Annotated in this window: 13 protein-coding genes; 8 read left to right on the forward strand and 5 right to left on the reverse strand. The window is 50.4% G+C overall.

Translation table 11 applies throughout. The annotated features are described in order from the left end of the window. Together R3177_RS08925 and R3177_RS08930 are read left to right on the forward strand one after the other, a co-directional pair. The coding region (locus R3177_RS08925; protein ID WP_318970687.1) for an ATP-binding protein at positions 1–1,864 on the forward strand (1,864 nt) is incomplete at its 5' end. A 35-nt stretch (positions 1,865–1,899) separates the two neighbouring features. Beyond that, positions 1,900–2,355, forward strand: coding sequence for a YaiI/YqxD family protein (locus tag R3177_RS08930; protein ID WP_318970688.1), 456 nt, complete (start codon positions 1,900–1,902; stop codon positions 2,353–2,355). 2 nt (positions 2,356–2,357) lie between these two features. Here R3177_RS08930 and R3177_RS08935 read toward each other — a convergent pair whose 3' ends face one another. Genes R3177_RS08935 through R3177_RS08945 form a run of 3 tightly spaced genes read right to left on the reverse strand, consistent with a single transcriptional unit; the run spans position 2,358 to position 5,062 of the window. After that, positions 2,358–3,266: a pseudouridine synthase gene (locus tag R3177_RS08935; protein ID WP_318970689.1), complete on the reverse strand. Its 909-nt coding sequence runs from the start codon at positions 3,264–3,266 to the stop codon at positions 2,358–2,360. 30 nt (positions 3,267–3,296) lie between these two features. Then, positions 3,297–4,031 carry an alpha/beta hydrolase gene (locus R3177_RS08940; RefSeq protein WP_318970690.1) on the reverse strand — a complete coding sequence of 245 codons (735 nt, stop codon included), beginning with the start codon at positions 4,029–4,031 and terminating at the stop codon, positions 3,297–3,299. A 20-nt stretch (positions 4,032–4,051) separates the two neighbouring features. Further along, positions 4,052–5,062: a M14 family zinc carboxypeptidase gene (locus R3177_RS08945; RefSeq protein WP_318970691.1), complete on the reverse strand. Its 1,011-nt coding sequence runs from the start codon at positions 5,060–5,062 to the stop codon at positions 4,052–4,054. Positions 5,063–5,136: 74 nt separating this feature from the next. Here R3177_RS08945 and R3177_RS08950 point away from each other — a divergent pair, with 74 nt between their 5' ends. From R3177_RS08950 to R3177_RS08975, 6 genes are all read left to right on the forward strand, one after another. Then, positions 5,137–6,300, forward strand: a complete 1,164-nt coding sequence (locus R3177_RS08950) for a sensor histidine kinase (protein WP_318970692.1) — start codon at positions 5,137–5,139, stop codon at positions 6,298–6,300. Then, positions 6,294–7,379 (forward strand): sensor histidine kinase, encoded by a 1,086-nt coding sequence (locus R3177_RS08955; protein ID WP_318970693.1) that lies wholly within the window; start codon positions 6,294–6,296, stop codon positions 7,377–7,379. Before R3177_RS08950 ends, R3177_RS08955 begins: the two co-directional genes overlap by 7 nt. After that, a complete protein-coding gene (locus tag R3177_RS08960; RefSeq protein WP_318970694.1) occupies positions 7,363–8,106 on the forward strand; it encodes a LytTR family DNA-binding domain-containing protein in 744 nt (247 codons plus the stop codon). The genes R3177_RS08955 and R3177_RS08960 overlap by 17 nt, the downstream gene beginning before the upstream one ends. A gap of 159 nt (positions 8,107–8,265) precedes the next feature. Then, positions 8,266–8,607 carry a DUF3718 domain-containing protein gene (locus R3177_RS08965; protein WP_318970695.1) on the forward strand — a complete coding sequence of 114 codons (342 nt, stop codon included), beginning with the start codon at positions 8,266–8,268 and terminating at the stop codon, positions 8,605–8,607. An 80-nt stretch (positions 8,608–8,687) separates the two neighbouring features. Further along, positions 8,688–9,398, forward strand: coding sequence for a tRNA-uridine aminocarboxypropyltransferase (locus R3177_RS08970; RefSeq protein WP_318970696.1), 711 nt, complete (start codon positions 8,688–8,690; stop codon positions 9,396–9,398). A gap of 24 nt (positions 9,399–9,422) precedes the next feature. Continuing rightward, positions 9,423–9,647 carry an RNA-binding S4 domain-containing protein gene (locus R3177_RS08975; protein WP_318970697.1) on the forward strand — a complete coding sequence of 75 codons (225 nt, stop codon included), beginning with the start codon at positions 9,423–9,425 and terminating at the stop codon, positions 9,645–9,647. Positions 9,648–9,674: 27 nt separating this feature from the next. On the opposite strand, the gene R3177_RS08980 is transcribed toward R3177_RS08975, so the two are convergent. Together R3177_RS08980 and R3177_RS08985 are read right to left on the reverse strand one after the other, a co-directional pair. After that, positions 9,675–9,908, reverse strand: a complete 234-nt coding sequence (locus R3177_RS08980) for a winged helix-turn-helix domain-containing protein (RefSeq protein WP_318970698.1) — start codon at positions 9,906–9,908, stop codon at positions 9,675–9,677. Positions 9,909–10,096: 188 nt separating this feature from the next. After that, on the reverse strand, positions 10,097–11,683 hold the full coding sequence (locus R3177_RS08985) for an isocitrate lyase (RefSeq protein ID WP_318970699.1): 1,587 nt from the start codon (positions 11,681–11,683) through the stop codon (positions 10,097–10,099). Positions 11,684–11,853: the final 170 nt, after the last annotated feature.

Raw genomic sequence — 11,853 nt, forward strand, 5'->3', positions numbered from 1 at the left:
CAGCACGGGTGTAGCAATGTGGCAACCCGAGCAGCAACGCGTTATCCGGATAACGCGCAATAATGGCGAGCCTTTACAGGATTACATCACGTCGATAGCAGAAGACAGGGATGGTAATATCTGGCTGGGCACCGGTGGCAGCGGACTGCTGGTCATTGAGCCATCAGCAGAGGCGGTGCCAACTCTCAAAGCAATTAACACTGCACCTTTAACCAGTATTCTGGGCTTGTTAAATGACAGCCAGAACCGGTTGTGGCTGGACACGCCAGCCGGTTTATATCAGTTTGATTATCAACAGTATCTGCAACGGCAAATCCAGACCACTGGTGCAGTTGACAGTGCTGCCCACCCTGCTGTGCTGAGTAAAGTGACTTTTGCAAACAGCAGCTTAAACGAAGATTTTGGTGCCAATTTACTGGAAGATGAACAGGGTAATATCTGGACAGCCAAGTTTTTGTTCCACACGGCCAGTGGCCAGCTTTACCCGCTTACGCCGGCAGACGGCGTTGACATTGGTACGCCCTGGTATCGGGCTTATTATAAAACCCGTGACGGTTTATTATTATTTGGGGGCAGTAGCGGCTTACTGGTGATTAACCCACAGAAATTCAGCCGGTGGCAGTACCAACCCCACATATTGCTATCTGAGCTGAAGATAGAAGGTAAGCCAAGGCAAATTGTGCCCGATCAGCAAGCGGTAACTTTGCAGGCTGATGAGCGCAGTTTCAGTGTTGAATTCAGTGCTATGGATTTGTCTGCGCCCGGCCAGTTACAGTATCGTTATCAGTTACAGGGGTTTGATAAAGACTGGCAGTATTCTGATGCCAGTCAGCGCATTGCCAGTTACACCAACCTGTGGCCAGGTAAGTATAATTTACAACTCCAGGCCACTAACCGCGCCGGTAAGTGGAGCGAACATCAAACCGGTTTAGCGTTAACGGTCATGCCGGCATTCTGGCAGCAGTGGTGGTTTGCGTTACTATTAGTACTCAGTCTGATTATGGCCGTTTATCTTCTGGTTAAGGTACGAACCCGGGTTGCACAGCTACAGGCAAAACAGTTATCGCGTCTGGTAGAAGAGCGCAGTCAGCAACTTAAACTGGCACAGCAAAGCCTGCTGGAAAATGAAAAAATGGCGGCCCTGGGTCAGACCGTGGCTGGAGTAGCACATGAAATTAATACCCCTGTTGGCGTCAGTATTACCGCCAGCAGCGCACTGGCCGGAAGACTGGCTGAATTAAAGCAGCATTTCGACGCTAAAACGCTCAGCAGCAAAGCATTCAGTCAGTTTATCGCCGACAGCGAACAACATCTGCAACTGATTAACTATAACCTGCAACGGGCAGCCGATCTGGTTACCCAGTTTAAACAGCTGGCCGTCAATGAGGCGGCAACCGATAACGTTACGATTAAACTTAAACCCTGGTTACAACATCTGGTGGCCAGAATAAATCCCTCCAATGCGGCGGTTAGTATCATATTGCAGTGTCCGGATAATCTGACCCTGCAATTGCGGGCAAGTGCGCTGGCAACCGTATTAAGCCATTTGCTGGAAAACGCATTGCTGCATGCTTTTGAACCCGCTGACAGGGGTGAAATAACTATTGAGGTCCAGGTCAAAGCTAAGCAGTTGCTGCTAAAAGTCGCTGACAATGGCAAAGGGATTGATGAAAGTATTCAGGATATCGTGTTTAACCCCTTTGTCACTACCCGCAGGGCCAGTCACAGTAAGGGGCTGGGCCTGCACCTGTGCTACAATCTGGTTACTCAGGTACTGCATGGCAGCATTGAAATGGAAACTACTCCGGGCAAAGGCACCGAATTCAGGCTGCTGCTGCCGCTGACGCCTGATAGCAAACGTTAATGTACGATAACTTCAGAACCTAAGTGAGCAGCGCCATGAAAATCTGGGTTGATGCAGACGCCTGTCCGGTTGTGATCAAAGATATTTTATTCCGCGCCGCGATAAAACGACAAATAAACACGGTGCTGATTGCCAATCAGCTTATCAGAGTACCACCCTCGCCGTTTCTCAGCAGCCTGCAGGTAGCGCACGGTTTTGATGAAGCCGATAATGAAATTGTCCGCCGCTGTCAACCGGGCGATCTGGTGATTACAGCCGATATTCCGCTGGCAGCTGACGTGCTGGCAAAAGGTGGCCGGGCACTTAATCCGCGGGGCGAGCTTTACAGCAGCGACACCATTAAACAAAAACTCACGATGCGCGACTTTATGGATACACTGCGCGGTAGCGGTGTTCATACCGGCGGGCCACCACCATTAAGTCAGAGCGACCGCCAGGCGTTTGCCAATCAGCTGGACAAATTACTGCAGCAGCACCAGCAGCGCCGCTGATTTCAGCACTGATCTTGCCAGGCAGTAAGTAACTGCTTACTGCTAAACTGCATCGATTGTTTACTGGACGGATCGGTAAAACTCAGCTGTTTTGCCAATAGTTGCAGCGGCGTGGCAAATTGGGGGGGCAGCTTTGGCTTTAACTGCGGGTAGTAATTGTCATACAGGATTGGCGCACCCAGACTCAGCATATGCAACCGTAACTGATGTGTTTTGCCGGTGTGCGGGGTCAGCTGAAATAAGCCTTTGTCCTGATTTTTCGCCACCAGACTGATAGCTGAAACGGCATTCACCTCTCCGGTTACAATGCGGTTTATAAAGCGGGGGCTGGCTTTTTCAATCCGGTTTTCAATATGCCAGTGCTGTGGTAAATCTGTCTGCAGCATTGCCGCTGTCAACCTCGCCACCGCCTGGTAATGTTTTTGGATAAGTCCCTGACTGAACAACTGATAATATGCTGGCCGGCTGAGTGGATTGACTGAAAAAAGCACCAGGCCGGCTGTATCCCGATCCAGCCGGTGCACCGGCACGATATCGGTAATACCGGTGTCACGTTGCAAGCGGGCCAGCAAACACTCGTTAACAAAATCTCCGCCCGGGGTTACCGGCAAAAAGTGCGGCTTATCAGCGACAATAATGTGCTCGTTCTGAAAAATAATACTATGGGCCAACGGAATAACAGGCTCTGTCGCCACTTCACGGTAATAACATAATCTTTTGCTCGGCATAAAGGGGGTGAGTGGTGTCACTGGCGATCCGTTAAACCAGTGTACTTTGCCATCGGCTATTCGCTCGCGCCACACTGTCTCGCTGATAAATGGAAACTGACTGCATAAGAACTGCAGTACAGTACTCCAGCCCCGATTATCAGCTGGCAGGGTAATTTCAGAAGCCTGGCGGGCTATGGACATAAAGTTTTCCGGCACAAAATAAGTGTCAGATTAACATAACCGGCCAAGGAATGCGGCGATTTGCTCAGCTAACCAGACGGGATCATCCAGCGCAATATCATGGCCGGCCCAGCTATGCTGGCAGTGAGTAGCCTGAAGATAATGGGCCAACGCCACCGAGCATTGCGGGCTAACCAGCTTGTCGCCAAGACTGCTGAGGATCAGCGCCGGGCAGGCAGGCTTTGTCTGCAACTTAAAGCGGCTGGCAGCAAGTAACTGACGCAAAGCATTCATTGCGGATACGGGCCTTTGCTGTTGCCAGGCTTGCCACTGCCGGACAAGGTGCGGGTCCTGATAGGCCTGGGTGGTGGTCAGCTGTAATATCCGCTGCTCCCGTTTACTGGCCGATAACCATATTAAACCGGCAAGCGCCGGATAATTTTGCCAGTGTAACCGCCGGTAAAACGGCGCCAGAGGCCTGGCACTGCTGTTAATCAGCGTAATCGATGCCACCTCCAGAGGGTGAGCGAGAGCCCAGTCTGCCGCCAGCATGCCCCCTAATGACAGTGCAACCAGATGCACCCGGCCTGCAAAGAGCGGTGATGCCAGCAGCTGGTTGCGCACTGTTTGACGTAACGCATTGACCGTGGCCGGTGAGCGTTGCTGATAAAGCTCGCCGGTGCCGGCAAAGTCGAAACTCAACACCGGCTTGGCCAGTCTGTCAGCCAGCATGGGGTTAAAGCGGCCCCAATGGCGCTGCTCACGGGTTAATCCCCGTATTAGCAATATCGGCGCCTTGTTATCTGTCACTGATACCATAGCTTCAGGGCTGCACTTTCCAGTTGCTGGCGATTGATTAACGGTAACCAGTTTTGATATGACAGGGAAGCATTAATCAGAAAGTTAATCAGGACCAGGTGACTGCGCAATACTCTTTTCACCCGGTGCGGCTTTACCGGATGAAACATGCCAAGACTGGAGAACAACTGGAACGGATTTTTCCGCACCCAGTTCCACGAGCCCATTTCAAGGGTAAGTGGCAACATCGTGGTATGCTGGGCCAGTGCCAGCTCGTACAGGTAGTCCCATAAATCACCATGACAAAGGTAATGTTGTGACTGAGGTTCGAAAATGTAATTCTGATGTGGATAGCTCTGCATGAACAACTGACGCAAACGGTACATCTCAGCCAGATGCGAAATCGGCTGCTGCGCGCTTTTCGCATAGGGAAACCAGATCCGGTCAGTACGACCAAAGCCAGAATGACAATCCAGCACCAACGAGAAAGGCCGCTGAAACAATTGCCGGCTGATAAAACTGACCAGTGCCTGACTTTCTGCCTCCATTTTCTCCGGCCGGCCCCGGTGCCATGGTATGGCGCGGCTAAGCCGCTGCCCGCCGACCAGCCAGGCCGCCCCCTCGACGCAATCAACCGGTGCATTTCGCATTAAATCAACACAGTTGCCGTTCGCACGCCAACCATTTGCCATACCTGCAGGGTTTAGCAGCGGAATAAAGTAAATACAGCAGTGATCGAGAGTGTGCAGTAAACAATTGTCCCAGCAAAGTCGCTCCAGCAACGTGCGCAGGTAAGCCAGCACCACCTGGGTCCCAATCCGCTCAAGACCATGCACGCCGCCCACCAGTACCACTGCAGGCAACGCTGGATCAGGGTTGCCCAGTGATAAAGCATACAGTGGCAAGTGCTGGTCCATATGGGGTATCGTCGCCAGAATTTCAGTGCGAAGCCCATCCGGTGCCCGGTCGATTAGCTGCTGCAATTGTTGAAGCTCAGGCAGCATATTCTGCTGTTGCAACCCAACCTCATCTGATAACCATCATGTTTAATCAACAGCATATCTGATGTCTGCTGGCACAACATGGCAGTTTTATGAAGATTTTCACTGCTGTCACCCCGGATTTTCATCCGCTTATCCAACCTTCCCGGCAAAATCAGCCGGGGCATTTATACTCATGCTTAATTGAACCTGCGGGGCCGGATATGTTGCTAGTCAGTCGGGACAAGTTACTGCGTTTTAATCTGTATTATTGGTTAACCATTTTGATATTAAGCCTGCTGGGATCCTGGCAGGTTGCCGTGATCTCAGAAAAGCCCTACAACTGGAACTATATACCGATGATGCTGGCCAGCGAGCTTGTCGCCATGTTGCTGACCGCAATCATAGTGATCCGGAGTCATCAGCAGCTTGCCCAGCAGACATTTAACAACGTCCAGTTAATCCTGGGCGTAATCTTAGTTGCTCTGGTTTATATTCCGGCAGAAAACGCGCTCTGGTTACTGTTATGGGATAAAGAAGTGGTTGATGCCAGGCTGCTGATTGGCAATCTGGACACCTCAGTGTTGGCATTCTTTGTCTGGACGGCCTGCTATCTGACCCTGCTACTGTATCAGCAGCAGTTAAAACGGTTAGCTCAAACAACAGCACTAAGCCAGAAAATACAGCAGCTTGAACTGCAGGCACTAAGCCAGCAGCTTAATCCGCATTTTACCTTTAACGCCTTAAACTCTGTCTGTGCATTACTCGAAGCCAGTCGTTTTGACGATGCAGAAAAAATGTCAGAACAACTGGCAACATTTTTACGTTATTCGCTGAGTAAATCTCCCGACAGCCTGGTGCAGCTGGCAGATGAGCTGGCGGCCATTGATGCTTATCTGCAATTACAGAAAACCCGCTTTGGAGACAAGCTAAAAGTAAACTGGCAAATTGAAGAACAGTTAAAACGCCAGCGGATCCCGGCGTTGCTATTACAACCCCTGGTGGAAAACGCCATAAAATATGCGGTGGCAACCCGAACGCAGGGGGCCACTATCACTATAGGTGGCTGTCGGCAGCAGGACAGCCTGCATCTGGTGATCAGCGATGATGGTCCGGGTTCGCAATTACCTGCTCATTGCGCCGGTGCTGGTGTGGGGCTGGATAATATCCGCAACCGGTTATTACAGCATTTTGGTGATAAAGCCCGGCTGGAAACCGGTGCCACCCCTCAGGGTTTTGTCGTCAATATCTGTTTACCATGGCAGAGTGCATGTTAATTGCAAACACGGGGCATCAGCGCCTGGCCAGTTTCTGGCACTGGCATCTGCTGTACTGGCTGAGTTATCTGCTCATCAAGTTTATTCATCTTAGCGTGCTGGTGCCGCTGCAGGATGAGTTAACCTGGCCCTACCTTTGGATATATTCAGTGGTAACCCTGCTGAACATCCTGGTTACCGGCGCCCTGGGTCAGCATGAATTGTCCGGGCGGCGCCCTTTCCTGGTTCAGCTGGGGCGTTTATTACGGGTGTTACTACCCTGGTGGCTGTTGATGGTGTTGCTGAGGCAGTACCTGATAATGACCTATGCCAGCGATATGCTGTCAGATGTCAGCTCTGGTCTGAAGTATTTGCTGGCATTTAATCTGGTGCTATTGCCCCTGGCTGGCTGGCTGGCGATATTCATGCTACTGAAAACAAATCAGCTGCATGCTGCCGGCCTGGTTAAACAGGACCAACTGGCCAGGCAGGCACGTCAGGCCAGACTTAAGGTGTTACGTTATCAGCTGAACCCGCATTTTATGTTTAACACCCTTAATGCGCTTAATGCCTATATTGTGCAGCGCAACGGCAGGGATGCAGAGCAACTGATCCAGCATTTATGTGTCTATCTGCGTCATGCCCTGAAGAATCAGCAGGACGAATTTATTCCGTTACAGCAGGAACTGGAAGCATTAACCGCTTATATGACTATTCAGCAGGTGCGGTTTGGCGAAAGATTACAGTTAAGTTGGCAGTTGTCTGAGCTGCCAGCTGATTTGGTCATTCCGCCACTGTTATTACAACCTCTGGCAGAAAACGCGATTCAGTACAGTGTGGCAGAAACGACCGGCACACTTTGCCTGGTTATCCGGGTACACCACTGCGCGAAACAATTGCAAATTACCCTGGCCCGGCAAGGTGCCGATGATAGCGCCGGCTGGCCTGACGTTCAGCGCCCTGCCAACCTGATAAACCTGACTGAACGGCTTACGCTATTATTTGGTAAGCAGGCCAGCTTATCACTCAGTCACAGCTCAACAGGCTTTTACAGCCAGCTAACTATTGCAACGGAGGCCCTGCATGACCCAGCCACTTAAAGTGATTATTGCCGATGATGAACCCCTGGCCATCAGCAACCTGAAAGCAAAACTGGCTGTCTATAGCAACCTTGAGATTGTCCACTGCTTTGACAATGGCGATGACACCTTGCAGTTTTTACAATCTGCACCAGATATTGATGTGGTCTTTCTGGATATCCAGATGCCGGGGGTTAAAGGTATTGATATTCTGCAGCAAACCAGTAAAGGCTCTGCCATGACGCGACCATTGTTTATTCTGGTTACCGCCTACGAGGAGTTTGCTTTTGCTGCTTTTGAACATTTCGCCTTTGATTATCTGCTAAAGCCGGTATCGCGCCAAAGGCTGGCGCAATCATTACTGGATGTCAGAGCGGCGCTTGATAAGCAGCCGGAACCCCCCTTGCCCGGTAATGCCGGTAAACTGGCCTTTAAAACCGGCGGCGCGACTCTGCTACTTGATGATATTGAGATTTTTCTGATTGAAGCAGCAGGTAACTACATGTGTATCTACACGCTGAATGAAACCCTGGTGATCCGGGAAACGATGAAAGATCTGTTGCAGCGCCTGCCTGAGCAATTTGTCCAGGTGCATCGTTCAACCTTACTGAACTTGCATCATGTCCATAAACTGCAGTCTTATAACAATGATTATCAGTTTGAACTCAGTAACGGTAAGTGTGTGCATGGTTCCAGACGTTACAAACTAAACTGGGCTGCACAGTTAACTGCCTTAACACAACACTAAGGCAAGCGGGTGATATTCTCCCGCTTGTCCCTGTCAGACGTCAACTGGTCACTTTATAACATCTGTGCTGCCGCTTAACCCAAAGCAACAGCATTACCCATCTTAAGGTGCCAGAATCAGCTTATGGCAAACGCCATTAGCAAAAAAGAGGACAGGACGATGAAAACAGCACTTTTTCTTGCAGTAACGCTGGCTGGTTCCAGCATGGCAGTATCGGCAACAACGTATCAGTTTGCTTCAGACCGTTACATGTACAACGCGCTGGTGCAGGTATGTACCGACACCGCCGATGATGACCGCCCCGCCTTATACCGGACTTTACGTGAATATCGTATTAGCAAGCAGAATGCAGTAGAGAAAATTGTTTGCAACGGTAAAAAATTAATGGACTTCGCCCGGGCTAATCAGGCTGTCAGGGTAACGGCGATGCTGCAACCGTACGAAGATCGTATCAAAGGGCGGGTAATCATTCATGATGTCGCCGCACCAGCTGCAAATTAATACCAAAGCGCAGAATCTGCGCGCAGTAATAATTAAAAGCCGCTACAATAGCGGCTTTTTTATGGTGGGCGGATTTTACAATGACGCAAAAACAGGTGCCTTACCACAATGCGGTACTGACCCTGCGCAAAGCGCAGTTGGCGACATCGCAGCGGGTTTTTAATGCCCGCGGCAGTAAGGTGCGCCGCTGTGAACAGTGCCTGTTACCCGCTGGTGAATGCATCTGTGATGCCAGGCCGGCGCCAGGCGGTCATTGCGCCTTTTGTTTTATTATGTATACCGGCGAATGTTATAAACCCAGCAATACCGGTCGGCTGATCTGCGATGTTATTGCTGACAACCATGCCTTTGTCTGGGATCGCACCCGGCCCGAAACAGCGTTGCTGGCATTGCTCAATGATGAGCGATACACACCGGTGCTGGTCTTCCCGCAGCAATATGCCGCGCCAGAGCGTTGCCTGCAAAACCCTCAACAGCTAAGCGACGCTACCGCAGGAAAAATTCCTTTATTTGTGATGCTGGATGGCACCTGGCGTGAAGCAAAAAAAATGTTTAAAAGCCCTTATCTGGCAACGATGCCGGTATTGGGTATTCAACCGGAACAGGCGTCACGGTATGCGCTGCGCGAAGCCGCCCATCTGCATCAGCTCTGCACCGCTGAAGTCGCTATAGCAGTGCTGGCGATGGCAGGCGAAAACGACGCCGCCAGCAAGCTGAGCAATTACTTCAGCGAATTTCGCCGCGCTTATCTGGTTGGCAAACCCCATTTAAGCTTAAGCGACCCCGCTTAATGCAGTGACTAAAAGGCCCTTAATATGAGCAACAAACGCGATGTTATTCTTACTAAACAACCGGTTGAACTGTATAAAATTTTAAAGTTTGAAGGGCTGTGTGACAATGGCGGTGCAGCAAAAGCTGCCGTGGACGCGGGCTTGGTCACAGTCAATGGCGTTGTGGAAACCCAGAAACGCAAGCAGGTAAATGCCGGTGATATTCTGACCTTCGGCGGCGAGACCCTGATCCTTAAATCAGGGGCTTAAGCAAACCCTGCTCAGATCCATGCGGTGTTAACTACTGGTATTAATGCAGTCACGGCCCTCTGCTTTGGCGCCGTATAACGCGGTATCCGGCCAGCACTGGCGGACGATATCGTCGCTGCTCAATACCTCGCCCGGATGACGGCATAGTATCAGCAATACATCCATGGCCTTAGGCTCAAGCTGCTGTAGCTGTTTTCCCCGGCGCAGGGTATTAGCAGCAGGCTCTACCTGCCAGTCGCCAAAAAAGAAAGTATTGCTCATCGTCTGATAATTTTGCCGGTTCAGCTACTGATTAATGCTGCACAACATAGCATGCTAAAACGCTTTAGTTTAATAAAAAAGCCAGCCTTAGGGCTCAGAATGATGTAAAAAAGGCAGCCTTACGGCTGCCTGGGGTCAACTGACCACGTAGCAAAACTGTTATATCAGGCTAAAGCCCGCTCAAAAGCTTAAAACTGGTTCATGGTGTTATGTTTACCACCGGCTTTCAACGCCGCTTCACCGGAGAAATACTCTTTATGATCATCACCAATGTCTGAACCGGACATATTCTGGTGCTTGACACAGGCAATGCCCTCCCGGATCTCTTTACGCTGGACACCGGCAACATAGCCCAGCATACCCGCTTCACCAAAGTACTCTTTGGCCAGATTGTCCGTTGACAAGGCAGCCGTGTGATAAGTGGGCAGCGTAATTAAATGGTGGAAAATGCCAGCATCGCGCGCCGCATCAGCCTGGAACGTGCGGATACGCTCATCCGCTTCCTGCGCCAGCTCAGTACTGTCGTAGTCAGCACTCATCAGCTTGGCCCTGTCATAGGCGGAGACATTCTTGCCGGCGGCCTGCCAGGCATCAAACACCTGCTGGCGGAAGTTTAAGGTCCAGTTAAATGATGGGCTGTTGTTATAAACCAGTTTAGCATCAGGCACCACTTCACGAATGCGGTTAACCATTTCTGCGATCTGGCCGACATGTGGTTTTTCAGTTTCAATCCACAGTAAATCAGCGCCGTTCTGCAATGAAGTAATACAATCCAGCACTACCCGATCTACCCCACTGCCCTGTTTAAACTGAAACAAACCACTGGCGAGGCGTTTTGGCTTTAACAGTTTGCCGTTGGCTTTTACTACAACATCACCGTTGGCAATATCGTCGGCGCCATTGATGACATCACCATCCAGGAAACTGTTGTATAAATCGCCCAAATCGCCCGGCTCATTGGTCACAGCAATTTGCTTGGTTAAACCGGCGCCCAGCGAGTCGGTGCGGGCGACGATAATACCGTTATCAATTCCCAGCTCTAAAAAGGCATACCGTACGGCGTTAATTTTTGCCAGAAAATCGGCATGTGGTACGGTGACTTTACCATCCTGGTGACCACATTGTTTCTCGTCTGATACCTGGTTTTCAATCTGGATAGCACAGGCACCCGCTTCAATCATTTTCTTGGCCAGTAAGTAGGTGGCTTCAGCATTACCAAAACCGGCGTCAATATCAGCAATAATCGGCACAACATGAGTTTCAAAGTTATCAATTCTGGCCTGAATGTCGGCTTTTTTTGCCGCATCGGTCGTCTCATCTAACTGGCGGAACAAGCCACCCAGTTCGCGGGCATCGGCCTGGCGTAAAAAGGTATACAGCTCTTCAATCAGCGCCGGTACTGAGGTTTTCTCGTGCATCGACTGATCCGGCAGTGGCCCGAATTCAGAGCGCAGTGCGGCAATCATCCAACCCGACAAATACAGATACTTTTTCTTGGTAGTACCGAAATGTTTCTTAATGGCGATCAGTTTTTGCTGACCAATAAAACCATGCCAGCAACCTAATGACTGGGTGTACTGACTGCTATCAGCATCGTAGGCAGCCATGTCTGCGCGCATAATGTCGGCAGTATACTGAGCAATATCCAGCCCGGTTTTAAAGCGGTTTTGCAGTTTCATCCGCGCGGCATATTCAGGGCTGATCGCATTCCAGGCGGAACCGGCCTTTTTACATACATTGTCGAAGTGTCTGATATCGTCTTGATAAGCTGTCATTGCCGTTTCCTCTTACTCAAACTGTTGTGCGGGTTGTTGTCATTCACTATAGAGAACAAAACAACAATTCATATAGCTGATTTTAATGATTCCCGTCATTTTTTTAGTGAATACCAATTTACGCTTGACGCTGTGCAGCTGGCCAGTGATATGATTCAGTTCAGTGATAA

This window comes from Arsukibacterium sp. (assembly GCF_033722355.1).
Lineage (GTDB): Bacteria > Pseudomonadota > Gammaproteobacteria > Enterobacterales > Alteromonadaceae > Alishewanella.